At 67.7% G+C, this 21,403-nt stretch carries 24 protein-coding genes; 10 read left to right on the forward strand and 14 right to left on the reverse strand.

The features are described from left to right. Positions 1–939: 939 nt before the first annotated feature. From QE388_RS06230 to QE388_RS06240, 3 genes are all read right to left on the reverse strand, one after another. Positions 940–1,668 (reverse strand): bifunctional 2-polyprenyl-6-hydroxyphenol methylase/3-demethylubiquinol 3-O-methyltransferase UbiG, encoded by a 729-nt coding sequence (locus QE388_RS06230; RefSeq protein WP_307383946.1) that lies wholly within the window; start codon positions 1,666–1,668, stop codon positions 940–942. After that, entirely contained in the window at positions 1,665–2,279 is a 615-nt protein-coding gene (locus tag QE388_RS06235) for a hypothetical protein (protein WP_307383948.1), read from the reverse strand. Before QE388_RS06235 ends, QE388_RS06230 begins: the two co-directional genes overlap by 4 nt. 143 nt (positions 2,280–2,422) lie before the next feature. Continuing rightward, positions 2,423–2,878: a VOC family protein gene (locus QE388_RS06240; protein ID WP_307383949.1), complete on the reverse strand. Its 456-nt coding sequence runs from the start codon at positions 2,876–2,878 to the stop codon at positions 2,423–2,425. A gap of 97 nt (positions 2,879–2,975) precedes the next feature. Here QE388_RS06240 and QE388_RS06245 point away from each other — a divergent pair, with 97 nt between their 5' ends. The 3 genes from QE388_RS06245 to QE388_RS06255 are packed head-to-tail and all read left to right on the forward strand — an operon-like array spanning position 2,976 to position 6,075. Further along, positions 2,976–3,962: a YafY family protein gene (locus QE388_RS06245; RefSeq protein WP_307383951.1), complete on the forward strand. Its 987-nt coding sequence runs from the start codon at positions 2,976–2,978 to the stop codon at positions 3,960–3,962. A 4-nt stretch (positions 3,963–3,966) separates the two neighbouring features. After that, positions 3,967–4,533, forward strand: a complete 567-nt coding sequence (locus QE388_RS06250; protein WP_307383954.1) for a dihydrofolate reductase family protein — start codon at positions 3,967–3,969, stop codon at positions 4,531–4,533. A gap of 39 nt (positions 4,534–4,572) precedes the next feature. Then, positions 4,573–6,075, forward strand: a complete 1,503-nt coding sequence (locus tag QE388_RS06255; RefSeq protein ID WP_307383956.1) for an SPFH domain-containing protein — start codon at positions 4,573–4,575, stop codon at positions 6,073–6,075. Here the strand turns inward: QE388_RS06255 and QE388_RS06260 are convergent. Both QE388_RS06260 and QE388_RS06265 read right to left on the reverse strand, forming a co-directional pair. After that, positions 6,065–7,486 carry a type II toxin-antitoxin system HipA family toxin gene (locus QE388_RS06260; protein WP_307383958.1) on the reverse strand — a complete coding sequence of 474 codons (1,422 nt, stop codon included), beginning with the start codon at positions 7,484–7,486 and terminating at the stop codon, positions 6,065–6,067. The genes QE388_RS06255 and QE388_RS06260 overlap by 11 nt on opposite strands. Beyond that, a complete protein-coding gene (locus QE388_RS06265; RefSeq protein WP_275801853.1) occupies positions 7,483–7,767 on the reverse strand; it encodes a helix-turn-helix domain-containing protein in 285 nt (94 codons plus the stop codon). Before QE388_RS06265 ends, QE388_RS06260 begins: the two co-directional genes overlap by 4 nt. 252 nt (positions 7,768–8,019) lie before the next feature. Between QE388_RS06265 and QE388_RS06270 the strand changes: the two genes are divergently transcribed. Continuing rightward, the gene (locus tag QE388_RS06270; protein ID WP_307383963.1) at positions 8,020–8,676 is read left to right on the forward strand and encodes a LysE family translocator; all 657 of its coding nucleotides are present in this window, start codon (positions 8,020–8,022) and stop codon (positions 8,674–8,676) included. A 61-nt stretch (positions 8,677–8,737) separates the two neighbouring features. On the opposite strand, the gene QE388_RS06275 is transcribed toward QE388_RS06270, so the two are convergent. From QE388_RS06275 to QE388_RS06285, 3 genes are all read right to left on the reverse strand, one after another. Beyond that, the gene (locus tag QE388_RS06275; RefSeq protein ID WP_307383966.1) at positions 8,738–9,112 is read right to left on the reverse strand and encodes a DUF86 domain-containing protein; all 375 of its coding nucleotides are present in this window, start codon (positions 9,110–9,112) and stop codon (positions 8,738–8,740) included. Beyond that, the gene (locus QE388_RS06280; protein ID WP_307383969.1) at positions 9,109–9,552 is read right to left on the reverse strand and encodes a helix-turn-helix domain-containing protein; all 444 of its coding nucleotides are present in this window, start codon (positions 9,550–9,552) and stop codon (positions 9,109–9,111) included. The genes QE388_RS06275 and QE388_RS06280 overlap by 4 nt, the downstream gene beginning before the upstream one ends. A gap of 103 nt (positions 9,553–9,655) precedes the next feature. Next, complete coding sequence (locus QE388_RS06285; protein WP_307383972.1) at positions 9,656–10,732, reverse strand: alkene reductase; 1,077 nt, start codon at positions 10,730–10,732, stop codon at positions 9,656–9,658. Between the two features lie 253 nt (positions 10,733–10,985). On the opposite strand from QE388_RS06285, the gene QE388_RS06290 reads away from it, so the two are divergent. Continuing rightward, positions 10,986–11,741, forward strand: coding sequence for a nitrilase family protein (locus QE388_RS06290; protein ID WP_307383975.1), 756 nt, complete (start codon positions 10,986–10,988; stop codon positions 11,739–11,741). A gap of 72 nt (positions 11,742–11,813) precedes the next feature. Continuing rightward, a complete protein-coding gene (locus tag QE388_RS06295) occupies positions 11,814–12,902 on the forward strand; it encodes a M20 family metallopeptidase (RefSeq protein WP_307383978.1) in 1,089 nt (362 codons plus the stop codon). 17 nt (positions 12,903–12,919) lie between these two features. On the opposite strand, the gene QE388_RS06300 is transcribed toward QE388_RS06295, so the two are convergent. From QE388_RS06300 to QE388_RS06325, 6 genes are read right to left on the reverse strand one after another with little or no spacing between them, the layout of a single operon-like run. Next, the gene (locus tag QE388_RS06300) at positions 12,920–13,915 is read right to left on the reverse strand and encodes a LacI family DNA-binding transcriptional regulator (protein ID WP_307383981.1); all 996 of its coding nucleotides are present in this window, start codon (positions 13,913–13,915) and stop codon (positions 12,920–12,922) included. A 10-nt stretch (positions 13,916–13,925) separates the two neighbouring features. After that, positions 13,926–14,753, reverse strand: a complete 828-nt coding sequence (locus QE388_RS06305; protein ID WP_307383984.1) for an ABC transporter permease — start codon at positions 14,751–14,753, stop codon at positions 13,926–13,928. After that, the gene (locus QE388_RS06310) at positions 14,750–15,535 is read right to left on the reverse strand and encodes an ABC transporter ATP-binding protein (RefSeq protein ID WP_307383986.1); all 786 of its coding nucleotides are present in this window, start codon (positions 15,533–15,535) and stop codon (positions 14,750–14,752) included. The genes QE388_RS06305 and QE388_RS06310 overlap by 4 nt, the downstream gene beginning before the upstream one ends. Further along, entirely contained in the window at positions 15,532–16,206 is a 675-nt protein-coding gene (locus QE388_RS06315) for a M24 family metallopeptidase (protein WP_275801867.1), read from the reverse strand. Before QE388_RS06315 ends, QE388_RS06310 begins: the two co-directional genes overlap by 4 nt. After that, positions 16,203–16,976, reverse strand: a complete 774-nt coding sequence (locus tag QE388_RS06320; RefSeq protein ID WP_275801868.1) for a glutamine amidotransferase — start codon at positions 16,974–16,976, stop codon at positions 16,203–16,205. The genes QE388_RS06315 and QE388_RS06320 overlap by 4 nt, the downstream gene beginning before the upstream one ends. Further along, entirely contained in the window at positions 16,973–18,004 is a 1,032-nt protein-coding gene (locus QE388_RS06325) for an ABC transporter substrate-binding protein (RefSeq protein WP_307383993.1), read from the reverse strand. Before QE388_RS06325 ends, QE388_RS06320 begins: the two co-directional genes overlap by 4 nt. Positions 18,005–18,131: 127 nt before the next feature. Here QE388_RS06325 and pdxH point away from each other — a divergent pair, with 127 nt between their 5' ends. The 4 genes from pdxH to QE388_RS06345 all read left to right on the forward strand — a co-directional run bounded on the left by pdxH (position 18,132) and on the right by QE388_RS06345 (position 21,357). After that, on the forward strand, positions 18,132–18,773 hold the full coding sequence (gene pdxH / locus QE388_RS06330) for a pyridoxamine 5'-phosphate oxidase (RefSeq protein WP_307383995.1): 642 nt from the start codon (positions 18,132–18,134) through the stop codon (positions 18,771–18,773). Beyond that, positions 18,770–19,504, forward strand: coding sequence for an MBL fold metallo-hydrolase (locus tag QE388_RS06335; RefSeq protein WP_307383997.1), 735 nt, complete (start codon positions 18,770–18,772; stop codon positions 19,502–19,504). The genes pdxH and QE388_RS06335 overlap by 4 nt, the downstream gene beginning before the upstream one ends. Positions 19,505–19,616: 112 nt before the next feature. Then, complete coding sequence (locus QE388_RS06340; RefSeq protein WP_307383999.1) at positions 19,617–20,093, forward strand: hypothetical protein; 477 nt, start codon at positions 19,617–19,619, stop codon at positions 20,091–20,093. Between the two features lie 109 nt (positions 20,094–20,202). Next, entirely contained in the window at positions 20,203–21,357 is a 1,155-nt protein-coding gene (locus tag QE388_RS06345) for a DUF697 domain-containing protein (RefSeq protein WP_307384001.1), read from the forward strand. Positions 21,358–21,403 lie beyond the last annotated feature (46 nt).

Here is a 21,403-nt window from a genome sequence, read left to right on the forward strand (position 1 = left end):
TACGTTGCGCACCCGACGGTGATCAGACGTCCTGACCGGCATCGAGTCGTTTCGTTGGCAACCTCGAAGTGCACGGAGTTGACAAGCGCCGAACGTTGCCTTACTGCCAACCTCTTCTGGCGGCGCAGACACATATTCGGCATCGGTTCGCGCCACCACTTTTTGTGCCTGCACGGCGGGAGCTTGACGCCGTCCAGGTTGGTGCGCATCCAACCGAGCGGTCACGTGCGCCCTGGGCGTTGCCCTAGGCTTAGTGACTCATTCCGCCCTGCAGCAGCGGCGGTCTGCCGACGCCAGTTCCAGACTTCTCAGGGCCAGGGACTCAAACCAGTCGTTGCCCACCTATGGCGCGGTGATGGCACCGCAGGATGGGCACCGCCAACAGGCCTCAACCCAGGATCCATGAATTTCGAGGCGAACCAGGCAAATTGTGCAATTCGGCGTGAAGATGATGTCGTCCACGCAGCAACGTTAGTGGTGGCATCAGCTCACAGCGCGTGAACCGTGCTCATCTGTGGACAAGTAGGCGACGGCGCCACCGCAATCCTCGCCCAGGGTGTGTCGGGCGCAACGAAGCGCATCGGGATGCTGAAAGGTGTCGCGAGCGGAGGGAGGCCGCCGCCGTGTTCCCTCTCCAGTAGAAGGCTGACAACGATTCGCGTGGGCAGCAGAAGTTAGATGTCGGCGCTTACGCGCTCTATCTGGTTTTCGAGGGCGGCTAGGTTCTTCGTCCCTTGCGAAGCGGCCACTGTTGTATCGTGCCCGGAGACTGAATTGGAGGCGCTGCGCAGGCGGTCCAGTGCCGACACCGAGGATTTCGCGCCTAGGCCATCCGGAGGTAAGGCCAAACGCGCGAAGGGGGTGCTCGCGTCACGGCGATCCAGGCGAAGGCCCGGGCGTTTCGTGAATGCCTTCCCCGGTCTTATCAAGCTCGGCGCACTATTCGACGACGGCCTCTATTCCGATGAAACGCGGAAACGGAAACGTAACGCGTGGCTCGGGTCCGCGAAGCTCCTGGAGGTGAGTTACCTTAAGGCCATTTGTGCGGAACGCCTGCAGGTATGTGCTTAGTGGTCGATGAACATGAGTTGCTATTAGGCCGAACTCGTGGGAGCTTGTCTTGAATGGTGCTTCGATAACAGCCTCGGTGAGGTAGTCAAAGCCCGGGTTCGTCGCGTACCCCCAATAAATGGGCCAAAATGTGGGGTGGGTCATCGTTGCGAGGATTCGTCCCTTGCGTGCGATGCGTGCGATCGCCGCAATGAAAGAGTCAAGATGCAGCGCATCCATAAGAACCATGTTGGCTACTACGAGATCGATTTCAGCGTCCGGATGCTGCGCGGCCCACTGCTCTGCCGAGGCGACGGCGTATCTTGTTCCGTCATCGTGCGACTGAGCAATGTCGATACTGACGCTACTGGGGTCAATCCCGACTACCGTCTCGGCGCGAAGGTGGAGTTTCGAGGTGAGACGCCCAGTGCCGCAGCCCACATCAATGATGTTCCGCGCCCCGCGGGTTCGATCGAGAACCCAGGGTTCTAACACTCGGGTGAAGGATGCATCGTGATTACCGGCCACTTGCGCGTCTCGCTCAGGAGCGATCAAATCCCATTCGCCGGTAACAGCGGTCTGGGCCTTGTGCGCAACGATTCGAATGTCTTCGTTCAAGGCGTGGCTCCTGCCGCAACGTGGCGCTTTGCCAGCCGATAGAGATCGTCAGCCAGGTAGACGGTTGGGTCGCTTTCGGCGTGAACCTCACGGATGGTATGAGCACCACTGTCCCCGTGTCCGATAGCGACCCAAGCGTCGGCGCGCGCATGATTCACCAGAGTGAACCGGCTCCGAAATCTGAAATCCCGATCGCCATAGTAGTAGGTCTCTGCTCCAGCGTTTTCGAGTTCTCGACTAAGGTCGGTTGGGCGTGGCATCACAAGTGCTAAAGATTTTTGCCTAGCTTTTTCAAAAAGGGCGTCGCGCGCCTCCCCCGCCACCCAACTCAGGTCGTTCGAGGACATCACACATTGTCCGTCGAACTTCAGAACCCGGATCATATAGTTGAGAATTTTCTTGTTGCGGTCTCTGCCGCGGTAGCGGATAGGCTGACTTCGCTTCGCCCCGACAACATCCCAAACTGCCAAAACGGCTGCCAGTAAGATAGCCAGAGTTACGACGATCGCGTTCAATGGGGTCTTCAGTAAAGCTCCGACGTCGCCGGCCAGTAAGACGCCTAGGATGAGGGCGGCAAGTGCAGCGGCGTGCGCGAGGACGGTTCGTGTCATTGTCGAAGGCTATCGGGCCGGGGGCCTCCGTCTTCCACACGGGCATTTGAGTGGAAAGCCATCATCCGAACCCGGGCGACGGGACTCTACCCCCCAGTCTCCCGATACGCCGGGCACACCTATGCCGCTCAGTTTATGCGTGCTTATTCGGTGGTGACCGACACACTCCACGTGACCCCAAACCGGTCCGTCAACATCCCGAACCCGGCACTCCACGCCGAAGCCCCCAGCGGCTCGACGACCGCGGCATCCACAGCCAGAGCATCCCAGTAGCCCTGCAGCTCCTCGAGCGTCGGCGTACGGATCGATACGAACGCCGCTTGTTCGGTGACGGTCGTGCCGTTCTCGCGGCGCGTCGCACCGCCGCCCGCGATGCCGCCTTCGGTGAGCCCCGGGATGTCGTAACCCATCACGCGGAATCCGTTCTCGGCGGCGACCAGGCCGAAGACGACCTTGTCGGATCCGGGGATCTCGGCCGGCATCCCGAAATCCGCGTACGTGTTGATCACGAGGTGGCCGCCGAAGACGGACTGGTAGAACGTGAGCGCCTCGCGGGCGTCGCCTCGGAAGTTCAGGTGGGTGGTGGTCTGCACGGACATTTCTGCTCCTCGGTATCTCGGCCGGAATCGGCCCGTGGAACGAGAGTCCCACCCGTATAGGTCTGGTTCTGTCCTAGATGCGATCTACCGTGGATGCATGGCCACGACGTCGCGATTGCTCACCCTGCTGTCGCTGCTGCAGGCCCGGCGTGACTGGCCGGGATCGGTGCTGGCGACGCGGCTCGGTATCAGCGATCGCACGGTGCGGCGCGATATCGATCGGCTCCGCGGGATGGGTTACCGCATCGAGTCGACGATGGGCCCTGAAGGCGGATACCGGCTCGAAGCCGGCAACGACATGCCCCCGCTCCTGTTCGACGACGATCAGGCGCTCGCCGTCGCGATTGCGTTGCGGGCGGCGCCGGCGCTCGGTGCCGGGATCGGCGAGGCCGCGGTCCGGGCTCTCGCGACGATGCGCCAGGTGCTTCCGTCGCGGCTTCGTCACCGGCTCGACGCGGTCGAGGTGACGACGGTCGGGCGTCCGGGCGAGGCGCCGATCGCCGCGGTGCCGCTCGACGTTCTGCTGACCCTGGCGCAGGCGGTGCGCGACCGGGTGACGCTGCGGTTCGATTACCTGCCGAGGGGCGAGGGTGACCCCCAGCCGAGACGCGTCGAGCCGCATCACCTCGTCACCTCGCACGGCCGGTGGTACCTGCTCGGGTGGGATCTCGACCGCGACGACTGGCGACTCTTCGCCGCCGAGCGGATCCACCCGTGCGTGCCGCACGGCGCCCCCTTCGTGCCGCGGGTCGTGCCCGGTGGTGACGTCGACGCCTTCGTCTCGGGGCGTTTCAAGGGATCGGATGCCAACGAGTGGCCGTGCCGTGGAACGGTCGTCCTGTACGCGCCGGCGCATCGCGTCCGGCCCTTCGCGGGTGACGGAACCGTGACGGTGGTCGACGAGGGCCGCTGCACGCTCGAAGCCGGATCGTGGTCGTGGGGTGCGCTCGCGGCATCCTTCGGCCGGTTCGAGGTGGAGATGGAGGTCGTCGGGCCGCCCGAGCTGGCGGAGGCGTTCGCGATGCAGGCGGAGCGATTCGCGGGAGCGGGCTCTTCCGCGGAGGAGCCCCGGCGAGGAAGCTAGCGGCATGACCCAGCCCCTCCGTTACGCCATCAACGTCACCCTCGACGGCTGCTGTTCGCACGAGGAGGGCCTCCCGCCCGACGAAGAGTCCATGGCGTTCTGGACCGACGAGCTCCGTCGCTCCGACACGCTCCTCTATGGGCGCGTGACGTATGAGCTGATGCAAGGCGCGTGGCGCAGGCCCGAATCGGGACAGTGGCCGGACTGGATGGACGCCAGTGAGGTCGCCTTCTCGGAGGTCATGGATCCGATGCGGAAGGTGGTGGCATCCACGACTCTCGACGAAGTCGACTGGAACGCTGAGCTGGTCAACGGCGATGTCGTTGACGCGGTGCGGCGGTTGAAGGAGCGGCCGGGGCGGGGGATCTCGCTCGGCGGCGTGCGGCTGCCGGCGGCGCTCGCCGCGGCGGGGCTCATCGACGAGTTCACGTTCGTGGTGCATCCCGTGGTGGCGGGGCGGGGTCCGCGGTTGCTCGAGGGGATCGGGGAGCACCTGAAGCTCGAGCTCGTCGAGCGGTGGGAGTTCGGTTCGGGGGCTACCGTGCAGCGGTACCGGCACCCGATAGCGTGATCCCAGAATCCGCAATCTCGGAGCCGGGGGGCGCTTGTCGTGAACAATGACATTTTCTGGATCATCGCTGTCGTCGTCGCCGTCGGGGCGGTGCTGCTGATCCTGCTGATCGGTTTCTTCATCTTCCGGGCCTGGTATCAGGTGCCGCAGGCCGATGAGGCGATTGTGATCGTCGGTAAGAAGCAGCGCGGGTCCGACGGGCTGACGTCGAATATGACGGTCATCACCGGTGGCGGTGCTTTCGTCAACAAGCTCACGCAGCGTTCGGATCGCATCTCGCTCCGTTCGCGCCAGATCAAAATGGAGCCCGTCGCGCAGACGAAGAACGGCGTGACCATCCACCTGGCGGGTGTCGCGCTGGTCAAAATCGGGTCGCTCCCCGACCAGGTTCGTGCTGCCGCGGAGCGCTTCGCCTCGCAGGACCAGGCGATCGACGTCTTCACCACCGAGCAGCTCGAGGGCGCGCTGCGCGGTGTCGTCGCGAAGCTCAACGTCGAAGAGGTCATGCAAGACCGCCAGAAGCTCGGTGACGAGATCGCCGAGGGCATCAAGGGCGACCTTCTCGCGCAGGGTCTCGTGCTCGATTCCTTCGCCATTCAGGGCGTCACCGACCGCAACGGCTACATCGAGGCCCTCGGCGCGCAAGAGGTCGAGCGCGTCAAGCGCGAGGCCGAGGTCGCGCGGATCGAGGCGGCCCGCGAGGTCAAGGCGCGCCAGCTCGCGACGGAGGAAGCGAACCTCATCGAGCAGACCGCGTTCGACAAGAACACGGCGGCGTCGAAGTCCGAGGTGGGTCGCGCCAACGCCGAGGCGGAGCAGGCCGAGAACCTCGCCCGCGCGGAGCGGGAACAGGCCGTTCTGGTGCAGCGCGCCGAGAACCGTCAGGCCGAGCTCGACGCCGACGTGAAGCGCGTCGCGGATGCCGAGAAGTACCGCAAGCAGACCGAAGCCGACGCCGAGTCGTACGCACGCCAGAAGAAGGCCGAGACCGACCGTCAGGTGGCGCAGCAGGAATCGGATGCCGAGGCCTACGCGGTGCAGCGTCAGGCCGAGGCCCGGCAGGCCTCCGCCGCCGCCGAAGCGGCCGCCGTGCGGGCGCGCGCAGAGGCCGAAGCTGAGGCGTTGCGCGCGAAGTCCAGTGCCGAAGCCGAGGCGCTCCGTGCTCAGGCCCTCGCCGAGGCGGAGGCCATTCGCGCGAAGGGTGAGGCGAGTGCCGCGGCGATCCAGGCCGAGGCCGAGGCGCTCCGCGAGAACCAGGAGGCCATCTTGGGCCGCGAGCTCATCGGGCAGCTGCCCGCCCTCATGGCGGAGTTTGCGAAGGGCTACCAGAACGTCGGCAACGTCACCCTCGTGGGCGGCGACTCCGCCGGTACGCACATCGCGCGCGAACAGGCGGCGGGTCTGGCGGCGACGTTCGACAGCGTGAAGTCGGCGACCGGTGTGGACCTCGGGGCAATTCTGCAGGGGCAGGCGTTCGGGCGGGGTGTGGCGTCGTCGCGCTCGTCCCGGGAGGCGGAGTCTTCAGCAGCCGTCAGCGACTGACGCAGAGGGCCACGGGGAAGCACACAACGACACAGGGTGAGGAATCTGCCCAACAATCGCTCGGGGCGAGCGAGGTTGTGCGGGTCTTCACCGTCGATCTAGCTGCCCGCCGCAGATCCTGTGTGCGCTCGCGGGCTCGATCGATCAGCGTCGCGGCAAACTGTCGTTCTTCCCCGCTGAGGGAGGCTTCCTCGGCGGCAAGGCTCAGTGCCTCGGGCAACCCATCGACGTACGTTCGAGCGCGCGAATACACCCAGTCCACGGTGGCTGATTGCCCCAGGATGCCGGTGAAGACACTCGCCTCGCGCACGATGTGCCGAGGCTCGATCTCGTACGTGCGGTAGTGGCCGTCGAATGACATCGCGAGCTTCGCCCTGCGGTTGTTGATCTCGGGATATGCCAGTGCCGAGCCGAGGTCGTAGAGAGGCGCCAGGCGAGGCCATCCTGTTCGAGCCGTCGGCCACAGCAGTGCGTAGTTCTTCGCATGGGCATCGGTTCCCAGTGCAACCCAGTTGAAGATCGTGGCGTCGAAGAATCCCAGGGCATGCATCGGGCCAGCGGGACCGAATCTGTCGATGATGAGTCGTGAGATCGCGGCAATGCCGGGGCCGCCCTCGTTCTGATACTTCGCCGTCGGATGCGTTCCCGTCGCCTGCGCGAAGTCCTCCTGGTGCGCGCGGGCGATTGACGTTCCCTCAGCGTGCTCGGCGCGGCGATACCGGTCGAAGCGTTCGATCACGATCGCGCTCTCGTCGTCGAAGTTCACCAGTCGGCTGCGTGCGACATCCATGTTCAGGTGATGCGCAGCACGCATCGTCAGGTGCTCATTCAGATCGCCCCGGCGGAGCCCTGCCACGCCGGATTTGACGATGTGCGTCGACGCGGTGCTTCCGGTCGCGAATCCCCAGGCGTCGCGGCCACGGACGAGAGTGAACTTGGACTGCGCTCCGGCGAGCGAGAAGTAGCCTCCGTCGTACCCCGTCGCCACCCACGCGGAAGGGTCGGCGCGCAGTTCGCGCAGGTGCGAGGCAATGGTCGCGTCATCGATCCACTCGATCTCGCCCGGTCCGTCGAGGACCGGCTCGTCCCACTGAGTCGAGTCGATGAGCTGTACGGCGCCCGCCGCATCCCGTCCGACGTTGGCGAGCAACCCCATCGGGTTGCGCGGCGAGACGCCGAACGTCCGCCCCCACCGCGCCAGCACGGCGTCGTTGTCGGGCAGAAGGTTCCAGAGGAAGTTCCCGGGCGCGGCGCCCTCGTGCCGGCGGCGGCTCTTCGGCAGAGACAGTGACAGTTCGAGGCGGCCGGCGTCACGCTGCCAGGCGGGATCGAACTCCAGCGAGATGTCGCCACCGTCGCGCTGGCTGAACCAGCCGATGCGCCGCCCGTCCAGATACGCGGTGAGCCTCACGGCTGCGCCTTCGGCGCATCCCATGGATCGACGACATCCATGAACATCGGATCCGAGTCGGTCTCATCCTCCGCCGTGTCGACCTCGGCATACAGATCAAGCGCGTGGAGCACTGCCATCAGGCTGTCCACGCTCGCGCTCCCGGCGTGACCGGACTCGAACCGGACCACCCACTGGCGGGCGCGCCCGATCCGCTGCGCCAAGTCCGCTTGGGTCAGTCCGAGGTCGGAGCGGCGGTCGCGGACGATGTTTCCCCAGTCGAGCGAGACGTTTACGAGCACTGGCAGGTCCTCCCTCACTCGCAGCATGTACGAAATTCCAGTCACATCCTGCTATGTACGAGGATTCTGACACGCACCGTTGATGTACGTCAATGCGTACACGAGCCGCTCGGTGGGGTGGTCTTCACACTCGGGGTGGGTCGAGATCCACTTGCTGAGTCCGCGGGGGTCCGCGCCTTCCTGTAAGGGTTGAGATGCGTAACATCGTTACGCCACCGTGGTCAGGACTCACGGACGGACGGCGGTGGCGCGATGCTGGTTGGTCTCATTTCCTGGAGCGCAGCGGTCGGGGTGGCCTTGGCAGCGCTGGTCATGGTGCTCACGCCCGGGCCGAACATGGTCTCCCTCGTCTCCCGCAGCATCGCCCAGGGGTGGACAGCGGGCCTGATCTCGTTGGCGGGCACCGGGGTGGGGTTCCTCGTCTACATGACGATGGCAAACCTGGGACTCGCCGTCGTCTTCGTGATCATTCCTTGGCTCTACATCCGCCTCAAAGCCGCGGGCGTGGCCTATCTCGCGTACCTGGCCTGGCGGACCTTGCGTCCGGGCGGGACCGGGCTTTTCGAGACCCGCGTCCTCGGGCGGGATTCCGGGGCGAAGCTGTTCCGACTGGGGCTGGTCACGAATCTGCTGAATCCGAAGGTCGCCGTCATGTACCTGGCGTTGATCCCGCAGTTCATCGACTCATGCGCCGGTCATGCTGTCGCCCAGGGCTTCGTGCTCGGCGGCATCCAAATCCTGGTCAGCCTCATCGTGAACGCCACCATCGTCATCGCTGCCGGGTCGATCGCTCGCTCCCTGCACACCCGCCCCACCTGGACGAGATGGCAGCGCCGAGTCACCGGAAGCTTGCTCGGTCTCGTCGCGATCTTCCTCGCCGTCGAGGTCCCCAAAGCCGCGCGGCCATGAGGTGCCTCGATCTGCCGCCTTCCCGTCTCGACGACATGCCTGAGGAGTATTTCGCCGGGGACTACCGTGCTGCGTTACCGGTGTCCGGGGAGAGTCCCGGAATGACGACTGACGCCAGGTACTCGCGCAACCGCGGCACATCACGCGTGAGCGTGCGCCAGACGCGGTGCGGGTCGAGGTCGTCGTACTGGTGGGCGGCGAAGTTCCGCATGTCGATGATCTGACGCCATGGCTGACCGGCGAAGCGCTCGCGAACGGGCGGCGGGATCTTGGCGACCGCCTCGCCGATCCGCATCAGCCCCATCTCCGCGGCCCATTGCGCCTCGACCTCGCGGAGGAAGTGCTCCTCGCCCTTTTCGACGATGAGTGCGATGACCTCGCACACCGCGATCACGCGGGTCGCGGCATCCTGTGCCTGACGACTCTCGATGCTCACAGCGGGACGGCCTCGCGGAGCACCCGCTCCCGGAACTCACCGCGGAGGGTGTCGGAGGCGATGACATCGACCTCGACGTGAAGCAGATCGGCGAGGGCGAGGCGCAGGCCCACCTCATCCAGGAGGCCGGCTTCGGGCGTGAAGTCGACGAGGATGTCGATGTCGGATGCCGCGGTCTCCTCGCCGCGAGCCACGGATCCGAACACCCGCGGCGCGGTGGCGTGATGCTCGGCGACGAGGCGATGAATCTCGTCGCGGTGACGGAAGAGACGTTCGTTGAGGGTGCCGACCAGCGCGCGACGGATCCGTTCGAGGACCTCGGGGCTGGGCTGACGTCGGCCGTTCTCGTACGCCGAGATGTTGGGCTGCGCCACACGGGCGGCGCGGGCGAGCTCGGCCTGGCTCATGCCCGCCGCTTCTCGTCCCGCGCGGATGTTCATGCGATCAGGGTAGTCGAGGGGTTATCGCGGGCGATATACCCCTGTTCTCGCCAAACAAAGGGCCCCGCACGAACGATCGCGCGAGGCCCCCGGCATCCGGAACTCAGCCCTGCAGCGCCGGGTAATCCGTGTACCCGCGCTCGCCGCCGCCGTAGACCGAGGCCTGGTCGACCTCGTTCTCTTCCGCGCCCTGCTCCCAGCGCGTGACGAGGTCGGGGTTGGCGATCGCGGGGCGGCCGACGGCGATGAGGTCGGCGATGTCGTCCTCCACGACCGACACCGCTTCTTCGCGCGTGGTGAACTTTGAGAAGCCCGAGTTGACGATGAAGGTTCCGCCGAAGGCGCGGCGGAGGTCCTGGATCAGCTCGCCGGCGGGGTCGGCGTGCAGCACGCTCAGGTACGCCAGGCCTAGGGGCGCGAGGCCGGTGACGAGGGCTTCGTAAGTGGCTCGGGTCTCGGCGTCGTCCTTTTCCCACACGTCCTGGATGTTGTGGGCGGGAGAGATCCGGATGCCGACGCGCTCCGCGCCGATCTCCGCGGCCACGGCCCGCGCGACCTCGATGACGAAGCGGGCGCGGGCCTCGGGTGATCCGCCGTAGGCGTCGGTGCGCTGGTTGGAGGCGGGGGAGAGGAACTCGTGCAGCAGGTAGCCGTTGGCGCTGTGGAGTTCGACGCCGTCGAGTCCGGCATCCACGGCGCGACGGGCGGCGGCGACGAACTCGTCGAGGACGGTGGCGAGCTCCGACGTCTCGAGCGCGTGCGGCACGGCGTAGTCGACCTTGGTGCCGTCGGCGAGGCGGGTCTCGCCCTGGATGGCGATCGCCGAGGGGGCGACGATGCGGTCGGTGCCGGTGATGAGCGGGTGGGTGACGCGCCCGCTGTTCATGAGCTGCATGAAGACGGTGCCGCCCTCGGCGTGGACGGCATCCGCGACCTTCGCCCATCCCGCGGCCTGCGCGTCGGTCACGATTCCGGGCTGGCCCGGGTACGCGCGCGACTCGTCGCTCGGGAAGACGCCCTCGGTGACCAGCAGGCCGATGCCCGCGCGCTGCGCGTAGTAGGTCGCGACGATCGGTCCGGGAACGCCGTCCGCTCCGGCGCGGAGGCGGGTCATCGGCGCGAGCGAGACGCGGTTGCGGACCGCGGTGCTGCCGACGGTGGTGGGGCTGAAGAGGCTCATCGAGGAGTCCTTTCGTGGAGGGGGCAGTGCCACGCGGGTGCAACTCGGGGTGCTCGGTGAGCATTCCGCGGATGCACGTCTTCTCAGCCGCCATCGTGTTCACTGACGCCGTTCCTTCGCCACCTCCTGGGGGCGGGGGTGTTCCGGATCCTCGGGTCTCGGCACGTTTCCGGTGCGTAAATTCCGCGCCGAGCCATCGAACGCGGCATGCCGACGTGCGAGCATAGGTAATCGATTACCAGGAGGCGTTGTCATGCGAGTAGCAGTGGGCCAGGTCGAGCCGGCATTCGGTGATGTCGACGCGAACGTCGCTCTCACCGAGTCGGTCATTCGGGAGGCGGCCGCGAAGGGTGCCGACGTCGTCGTGCTGCCCGAGTTGGTCTCGTCGGGATACATGATGGCGTCGCGCGACGAAGCGTTCGGACTTGCCGAGGTCGCAGGTGCGGGCCCCGCCACGATCGCCTGGAAGAGTCTCGCTACCGAGCTCGGAGTGATCGTCGTCGCGGGCTTCCCCGAACGGGAGGGTTCGCGGCTGTTCAACGCGGCGATCCTCTGCCTTCCCGACGGGCAGCACACGGTCTATCGCAAAGTTCACCTCTGGGACGAGGAGGCCCTCTTCTTCGAGCCCGGCGACCTGGGCTTTCCGATCGTCGATACGCGATTCGGTCGGCTGGGCATGATGATCTGCTATGACGGATGGTTCCCCGAAAGCTATCGCGCGCTCGCGCTCCAGGGTGTCGATCTGGTGTGCGTGCCGACGAACTGGGTGCCCATCCCCGGTCAAGCGGTGGGACAGCCCGGCATGGCCACCATCCTCACGATGGGGGCGGCGCACGCGAACGGCATCGTCGTGGCCGCGGCCGACCGCGTCGGGGTCGAGCGCGGGCAGGAGTTCATCGGCCAGAGCCTCATCGTCAGCCACACGGGTTGGCCCGTGGCCGGCCCCGCTTCCGGCGACCGGGTCCGCGCTGCTCGTCGCCGACATCGACCTCGCGGCAACGCGGCGTAGTCGCGCGTGGGGCGCGTTCAACAACCCGGTGCGCGACCGGCGTCCCGAGGCCTATCGGCTCGATCCCGTTCGATGACCCGGTCCTCGACTCCTGACGTCGTCGGGCTGACGCGAGATCTCATCCGCCTCGACACGGTCGACGGCAACGAGGACGCTGCCCTGTCCGTGCTCGCGCCGATCCTCTCCGACGCGGGACTCGACCTCGCGTGGGTGCCGTGGCATCCGGGGCGCTCCAACCTCGTCGCGACGTGGCGCGGAGGAGGACCTCTGACCCTCAGCGGTCATCTCGACACGGTTCCGACGGGAGCGGCTCCGTGGGCCAGGAGCCCGTTCGGGGGGGAGATCGACGGCGACCGGCTCTTCGGACGGGGAGCCAGCGACATGAAAGGCGGGGTGGCGGCGATGACCGTCGCCGCGGCTCGCGCAGCTCGCGAGGGATCCGCGCCTTTCCGGCTCGTCTTCACCTCGGCTGAAGAGACCGGATGCCACGGCGCCGCCGCCGTGGCCGCGCACGTCCCTCTGCCGGAGGACGGCATCCTCGTCGTGGGGGAATCCACCGGAAACGAGGTGCGCTTCGGCCACAAGGGCGCGAGCTGGCTGCGACTCGACGCGCGAGGACGAGCTGCGCACGGGTCGCGCCCGGACCTCGGGACGAACGCCATCGATGCCCTCGCCGACGCCGTGCATGCTCTGCGGGATGCGCCGCGGGGCCCGCGGCATCCGCACCTCGGCACGCGGACGACCAACGTCGGCACGATCGCCGGGGGCACCCAGACCAACCTCGTGCCCGACGCCGCGACCATGACCGTGGACGTGCGCGCCGTTCCCGGCGCCGGCGCCGAAGAGATCGTCGCGCTCCTGGCCGACCACGGCAGCGTCACCCGCGCCCTCGATGTGCCTTCGGTGTGGAGCGATCCCGACTCGGCGGTGTCGCGGACGGTGCTCGACATCGTGGCATCCGTACGCGGAGAACCCTCCGACGCTGGTGGCGTGAGCTACTTCACCGACGCGGCCGTGCTGGACCCGGCTCGATCGCGCTCGTACATCATCGGGCCGGGCGATGCCGATCAGCCCCACACCACCGACGAGTCCGTGTCGGTGCGCCGGCTCGAGGAGGCGGTCGAGGTATACCACGCCCTCATCGCTGCGCGGTGGGGCTGAGCACTTCGGCTGAAGGGTCAGGCGCTGCCGCGGACGATCAACTCCACCGGGAGGAGGGTCTCGTCGGGTGCCGTCTGATCGTTGATGAGGGCGAGAAGCGTGGCGACCGACGTGGAGACGATCTCCGCAACAGGCTGTCGCACGGTGGTCAGAGTCGGCCGGCACGCCGTGGCGATCGAGATGTCGTCGAAGCCGGTGATCGCGAGGTCGCCGGGCACCGTTCGGCCGAGGTCCGCTGCCGCGTCGAGGGCACCGAGAGCGATGAGATCGTTGGCGCACACCAGCGCATCGATCTCACCGTCGCGCGACAACAGTTCGAGCGTTGCCGTCCGGCCCGATTCGCGGCTGAAGTCACCGTCGGCGACTCGGCGTGTCGCGGAGGCGTCGTGCGCCCGGGCCCACGTCGTGAAACCTTCGAGGCGGCGTGCACCCGACCAGTTCGTCGGGTCGGCACCGACGAACGCGAGACGCCGACGGCCGCTCGCGGTCAGGTGGCGGATCACCGCATCGATCCCCGTGGAGTCGTCGATACCAACGAACGGGGCCGCCACGGTCGGCACACGTTGATCGATCTGGACCAGGGGCACCGCCTCGCGCGCGGCCTCGAGCGCGGGGGCCGACGCCGTCTGCGAGCACGGGACGACGAGGATGCCATCGACCTGGCGCTCGATCAGAACGTCGAGGCGGCTGCTCTCGGTGTCGACGTCGTCGTCGGAGCTGCACAGGAACAGGGCGAGTGCGTGCGCCTGCAGGGCCCTCTCGACGCCGCTGACGACCTGGGGGAAGAAGGGATTGTCGATGCGCGGCACGACCATCCCGACCACGCCCGTGCGTGCCCGGCGCAGGGCGCGTGCGACCGAGTGCGGACGGTAGCCCAGCTGAGCCGCGACCGCCGCCACGCGCTCGCGGTGCTCGGGTTTGACGGCCCGTGCCCCCGACAGAGCGCGGGACACCGTGGCGACTGAGACACCCGCGGCGTCGGCTACGTCTCGTACCGTCGGACGCCGCGTCATGCCCCCCAGCCTATGACCGCGCACGCGTCGACATGCGGCGTCGCCGAGGCACGATGCTCGTCCGGCGCCAGGGCGTGCTCGCCGACTCCCACAGCGAGATCAGCAGGAACGCGAGCAGCCCGATCGAGGCGAGAACGATGATGGCCGCGTAGACGCCCGGGGTGTTGAAGCGACCCTGCATGGTCGAGAGATACACGCCGAGGCCTCCGGTCGTGGATGCCAACGACTCCGCCAGAATCGCGCCGGTCACCGAGAAGGTGGCCGACATCTTCAAGGCCGAGAACAGCGGCGTGTAGGTCGCGGGCAGCGTGATGACGACGAAGGTGCGCCAGGGCGACGCCCCCATCGCCCGAGCGAGGTTCTTCGTGTCGGGATCCACGGAGCGCAGTCCGTCGAGCACGTTCACGAGTACCGGGAAGAAGACGATCATCGCCACGACGACGAGCTTGGGCGCGAGTCCGAAGCCCAGCCAGATCACCAGGGCCGCACCGATCGCCACGACGGGGATCGCCTGGCTCACGATCATGATCGGGTACAGCAGCCGGAACAGCAGCGGTGACGCCGCCATGACCAAGGCCAGCGCGAAACCCAGCACCGCGCCGATGACGAAGCCCAGGGCGAACACCTGGCCGGTCGCGACGATGCCTCGGCTGATGGCATCCCGGTCCTCCGCGATCGCGGCGAAGGCGGCCCACGGTGAGGGCAGGACATACTGCGGGATCGCGAAGACCTGGACCGCGAGCGCCCAGACCGCGATGAGGGCCACGACCGACACGATGGGAGTGACCAGGGTCACCCATCGGCGCGGCCCGGCGGGAGAGAGGGCATCGATGCTCATGCGGGAGACCGCCTTTCGTCGAGGGCGCCGGAGGCGCGACCGTAGATGAGGTCGACCGCCCGCTTCTTCAGCGCCGTGAACCGCTCGGTCGTCAACACGTCGACGTCACGAGGGCGGGGGAGATCGACCGTGAGGATCTCGCTGATCCGCCCCGGACGCGGTGACATCACCACCACGCGATCGGCGAGGAAGATCGCCTCGTCGATGTCGTGCGTGATGAAGAGGACCGTCGAGCCGGTCTCCGTCCACACGCGCAGGAGCCACTGCTGCATGTCGAGGCGGGTCTGGCTGTCGAGCGCGCCGAACGGCTCATCGAGCAGCATCACGTCTTTCGCGAAGGCGAGGGTGCGCATCAGCGCCACGCGTTGCCGCATCCCCCCGCTCATCGCGTGGGGGAAGTGGTCGAGGAAGTCGCCGAGACCGTAGTGCGTCGCCATCTCGGCCGCCCGTTGCTTCGTCTCGCGCGTCACGCGGCCGGTGAGACGGGCGCCGAGAGTGATGTTCTCGAGGGCGCTCAGCGAGGGGACCAGCAGATCCTTCTGCAGCATGTAGCCCACCTGCCCGGGCCGCCCGGTGGTGTCGCGACCGTCGATGCTCACCGACCCCCGCGTGGGTCGGAGGATGCCCGAGACGATGTTGAACAGCGTCGACTTTCCGCATCCGCTCGGCCCGATGACCGAGACGAACTCCCCCGGGGCGACGGTGAGATCGGTCGGGGCGAGCGCCTCGGTGGAACCGAAGCGCTGCGCCACGTCGCGGAGGACGATCTTCGCTTCGCTCATGAGATCACCGTCACCCTCGTCGGGCCGAACCACACGACATCCTCCCGCTTCACCCCGTAGAGGTGATTCCCGATGAAGGGCTCGACGGCCCACGCGCCCGTCATCACCGTCTCGTTGTAGGCGTCGATGTAGCCGTCGTCGTACGACGAGTCGTGCGAGAGCGAGTGGCCGATGTTCTGCAGCCGGTCGAGCAGCAGGAGGTCGGTCTCGGCCAACAGCGCGTGGAAATGCGCGAACCAGTCGCACGCGCGCATTCCGGGACGGGCGGCGGCCAGGACGGAGGCGTGGATCCTCTCCACCGTCTCGAGGGCGCGCCGCTGCGGGACGTTGTCACCCCGGATGAGTGTGCGGGTGCAGTCGCCCCACCATCCGTCGGGTGTGACGGGGTGGACATCGATCGTGCCCAGGTCGATGTTCCACAGCGGTCGCTCCGACGGCACGTCGGTGGGGAAGCAACTGAGGGTGCCGACTCCGAAACCGACCACCGTCGGTGTCCATGTGCCGACTCCACCCAGCTCGATGACCCGCCGGTCGACCCGATCGCGCACCTCGCGCTCGGAGGCGCCGGGTTCGACCTCGCGCGCGAACTCCTCCGCAACCTGGATGGCCAGGCGCTGTGCCCGCACCAAGCCTTCGGGCGGTTCGTCCGACACCGTGCGCGGCGACGTCATGAGGTCTGCTCCGCGGCATCCTCGTCGGTGAGCCAGGCGGCGAGCTGGTTCCACAGCACCGCGTACCCCGGCCATTCGACGAAAGCCGTCGTCAACCAGTGCGGTCCCATGTCGGTGGCGACCGCCCCGACGCGCCCCGCTCCGTGGTGCCCCACCACGACGAGCGGGTGCTCGCCGACGGTGGCGACGACCTCGGCCCCGGCCGCGGGAACGAGCCGCTGGAACCCCAGGATGCCCGGCCATTCGCCCCCCAGGCCGCGCGTCACGGCGTGGTCGCCGTCGGAGAGCGGGGTGATCGCCTCGGGAGTCTCTTCGCGGTCGTCGCCCACCTCCATCACGACCGGGAGGACCTCGGCCAGCGCGGTCGCGCGGTAGTTCGCCTTGGCCTCGATGCCCTGGAACGACAGATATCCACCGACCATGAGCAGGGACCCTCCGCGCGCGACCCACGCGGCCAGCGAGGTGAGGCGGTTGGCGGGAGCCGGCCGGCCGCCGGTGAACACCGCGTTGGTCAGGAGCAGGGTGTTGGCGCCGATGTCGCTCAGCACCACCAGGTCGTACGGCGCGAGCTCCTCCTCGGTGTACGGGAACTTCTCGGCGGCGACGTGGTTGGGCTGGAACTCCACCGTCCATCCGCCCGCCTCGAGGGCGTGGATGAACGGCCAGGCGCCCTCTTCGTAGGCCGAGGTGTGGAACGTGTCGAATCCCTTGGTGTGGACGGACGTCGTGCTCCACGACTCACCGGCCAGCAGAATCCTTCCGCGGCTCACTGGCCGAGCCCCGCGTTCGTGTAGAGGTCGGAGACCGGGATGGCCTTGTCGATCAGCCCGTACTTCACGGCGACGTCGACCAGCGACTGCCAGGTGTCGGCCGACTGGGCGAGATCGTCGGCCGTGACATCGGTGCCCTCGTCGCCGAACAGCGCCGACGTCGCCTGCCACTGCAGGGTGGTGAACTCCTTCGTCTGGGCGTCGGGGTACGCCGTCATGAAGATGTCGACGGCTTTGTCGGGGTTCTGACGAGCCCAGTTGAGGCCCTCGATCGTCGCCGTCATGAATGCCGACGCCTGGTCGGGGTGCGACTGCAGCCACTGCGAGTTACCGGCCAGCATGAGCACGGGAGCGTCGGGAGCGCCGTAGTCGCGGGAGTACGAGATGGAGTAGTCCTTGCCCAGCGACTGCAGCTCGCTGCCCTCGGCGTTGGTGATGCCGGTGATGGCATCGACTTTGCCGTCCACCAGCAGCGGCACGGTGCTCGAATCGGCCGTGACGAGGGTGACGTCGTTGATCGTCTTGCCCACGGAGCCGAGCATGATCGACAGCTGCGCGTTCGACCACGCGTCGTTGTACGTCCCGATGAGCTTGCCCGGCAGGTCGCTCGGGGCGATCGGCTCACCCGAGGTCGTCATGAGACCCCAGTTGTTGTTCTTGCCGTAGGTGCCGATGCCGACCACCGGCACCCCCTGCGAACGTGCCGTGACGATGTCGACGCTGGTCGTGAAGGCCAGATCGGCCTGCTGGGTGCCGAGGTACTGCATCGTGGCCGACGTGTTCGGCGGCGTGATGATGTCGACATCGAGGCCGGCATCTTTGTAGAAGCCCTTCTCCTTCGCGACGAGCCAGGGGATCCAGAAGCCGTCGGCGACCGGCCACTCCTGGACGAAACGGACGGTCGTCAGTGAGCCGTCGCTCGATTGCTCGGCGGCGCTTCCGCCGGCGCAGGCGGCGAGGCTGAGGGCGATCGCGGTGCCGCAGGCGGCGGCGACGACGCGACGGACGTGACGTGCTGCTGTGCTCATGGTGGAGTCCTTCGGGAGTCGGGTAATCGATTACCAAAGTATCCGCACGTCATCGCGATCTGTATAGCCCTCGTGTTACCGTCCCGTTAAAGATGAGGCGACTGTCGACCGACTGGAGACCCGCGCGATGACCGAGAACCCCCTCGCCCACCGGCTCGACTACACGCTCGACGAGCTCGACGACGCCGCGCTCGCGGCATCCCCTCTCGTTCTTCTCCAGCGGTGGCTGACCGACGCGGCCGACCTGCCCGAGCCGAACGCGATGGTCGTCTCGACAGTGGATGCCACGGGCTCACCGACCTCGCGCACCGTGCTGCTGCGCGGGATCGACGACGACGGCGCCCTGTGGTTCTTCACCAACCGTCTCTCGCGCAAGGGGCGCGCGCTCGCCGAGAATCCGCGCGTCTCGATCCTGTTCCCCTGGTACGCGCTGCAGCGGCAGGTGATCGTGCTCGGCACCGCGACGCCGCTGTCGCCCGAGCGCGACGATGCGTACTTCGCCTCGCGTCCGCGCGGGTCGCAGCTGTCGGCCTGGGCGAGTCACCAGTCGGAGGCCGTGGCATCCCGAGCCGCCCTCGAGGAGCAGATGGCCGAGGTCACCGCGCGCTTCCCCGACGACCAGCCGGTGCCGAGGCCGCCGCACTGGGGCGGATACCGGGTGGATGCCACGGAGTTCGAGTTCTGGCAGGGCCGCCCGTCGCGTTTGCATGACCGGATCGTGTTCCAGCGCGACGGCGACGGGTGGGTGGGGGTGCGGCGGCAGCCGTGACCACCCTCCGCGAGGTCGCGCCCGGCGTGCTGGTCCGCACGAGCCGGGTCATGCAGACGAACACGACCGTCGTCGTGGCATCCGGGCGGGCTCTGCTCATCGACCCCGCGTGGCTCCCCGACGAGCTCGCGGCGCTCGCCGACAACCTGCGCGAGCGCGAGATCACCGTCGCCGAGGGCTTCGCGACCCACGCTCATCACGACCATGTGCTGTGGCATCCGGAATTCGGGGACGTTCCGCGGTGGGCCTCGCCCCGCACCGCCGAGCTCGCCCGCACCGAGCGCGATGACCTCGTCGCGGCGCTCGGGCCGGAGTTCACCCCCGACCTCATCGACCTCATGGGGCGGGTGGGTGCCGGCACCCCGGCGTTCGACGTCGAGCTCATCGTGCACGACGGACACGCCCCCGGGCACACGGCGGTGTGGCTCCCCGAGCCGCGCGTGCTGGTCGCGGGTGACATGATCAGCGACATCGAGCTTCCGCTGCCCTTCTGGCCGCACGACGTCGCCGCGTACGAGCGCGCGCTCGATCTGCTCGAGCCGTACGCCGACGCGGCGCGCGTCGTGATCCCGGGGCACGGGAACGTCGGCGCCGACGCGCGCGCCCGACTCGACGCCGACCGGCGCTATCTCGCGGAGATGCGCCGGACCGGCCGGTCGGACGACCCGCGGCGCGCGAACGCGGGGATGGATGCCGAGTACGAGCTGTTGCGCGAGATCCTCGGGGCGTGATCACCCGGCTGGGGAGTGCATACGTTTTCGACACGTGCCGGTCCGTAGCCTTCGGGGCGTGACTCCTCATGGCAAACGCCGCTTTCGCCGCGGGCCCGGTGGGTGGGGGTGCGTGACCCTTCTCGTCGTCGTAGCCATCACCGTGGTCGTCGCCGCTGGGTTCGGGATCGCGGGAGCGGTCGAGCAGGCGAAGTTGCGCTCCATCGCCCCCGTGGAATGGATGAGCGTTGGGCAGCCGACCCCGGGTGGCGATGCGGCGACCATCACCATCCGTCTCGAGGACACGGGTCGGGCGCTCGTTGAGAACATGCCCCGGGGCGCGGAGGGGAACGACTTCTTCGGCGGGCGGAAGTACACCTGTTTCCGAGTGGAGGGCGACGACGTGTACTCGGGCCCGGCGTCGTGGGAATGGGTGAGCGACTTCGCTGTGCGGCTGCGTTTCGGGTCCTCTTCTGTCCTCATCTTCGCGGACAAGAGCGGCTACTTCCTTCCCGACCCTGACTGGGAGAATCCGAGCTTCCGGGAGTGCGGGTACGCCGACCGGGAATGGCATCTCTCGCCCACCGCGGAGTTCCGGCGACATCGGTGAGGAGCGCAGGCGAATGTCTCCGCATGCTTCGGCCTCTCTGTGTCCATAGGCGGCCTCGCGGTGATCGCGAATGCGAAACTGACAAAAGCGGCGAGAACGAGGGGGCGCAATGGCCAAGAAGGACCCGAGGAAACCCGCGTTCGACGAGAAAGCGTTCGTCGACGCGTCGTCGGAAGCGCGGTCGCGCTACGGGCGGTTCAACCTCGCGATCGTCGGCAGCTCCGGCGTGGGGAAGTCGTCGCTCGTCAACGCCGTCTTCGGGCGCGACTGGGCGAAGGTCGGGAAGGGCCTCCCGGTCACGCGGGGCGTGCAGTTCTACCACGACGAGTCCCTCGGGATCTGGGACGTCGAGGGCTTCGAGATCGGCTCACCCGTCCCGCCCGACCAGCAGCTGCGCGGTCACCTCGACGCGATCGCGGCGCACCCGGGCGACCACCAGATCTCGGTCGTCTGGTACTGCGTGAAAGCCAACGACGACCGGCTCACGCCCGCCGACATCGCGATGATCCGTGAGCTCGACGCGCGGGGGCTCCCCGTCATCCTCGTGCTCACCAAGGTCGACTGGATCAAGAACCCCATCACCGGGCAGCGCGGGATCGCGAAAGACCTCCAGGCGTTCGTCGACTGGTTGCACGAACCCGTGGATGCCACCGGCCAGCCGCTGCACGTGCCGTATCGCCGCGTGATCCTGACCTCCACCCGCGACCGGCACGGGAAGGGCAAGGGGCACGGCCTCGGTGACCTTGTCACGGAGACCCTGGCGCTCGCCCCCGAGAGCGACAAGGACGCCTTTCGCATCGCGCAGCGTCTCAACCTCCCGTGGAAGCGCGAGATGGCGCGGCCCGTCATCGCCGCCGCCACCGCGGCCGCCGCGGGAGCGGCGTCGGTTCCCCTCCCTGTCACGGACGCTGTCACGCTGGCGCCGATCCAGCTGACGATGATGGGGCGGATCGCGACGATCTACGACCTCGAGTTCAAGACGATGCTCTCGGCCGGTGCGCTCGCGCAGTTCGGCGTACAGGTCGCCGGGCGCGCGCTGGCGACGAGCTTCCTCAAGCTCATCCCGGGCGCCGGTGTCGTCGTGAACGCGGGGGTGGCCGGCGCGCTCACCGCGGCGACGGGAGAGAGCTGGATGAAGCTGTGCGAACTCATCCACACGGGCAAGATCGACGTCGCGAAGCTCGATAAGGAGTGGGCGAAGTACGCGCCGCACTTCGCCGACGTCGTCCGCAAGCTGATCGAGCAGCGGGCGGTCCGGCGGTAGCCGCGCGCCCGACCGTGTCGCGGGCGGAGGCCGGCGGCATCCGTCC

It is taken from the genome of Microbacterium sp. SORGH_AS_0969, from assembly GCF_030818255.1.
In the GTDB taxonomy this organism is placed as follows: Bacteria; Actinomycetota; Actinomycetes; order Actinomycetales; family Microbacteriaceae; genus Microbacterium.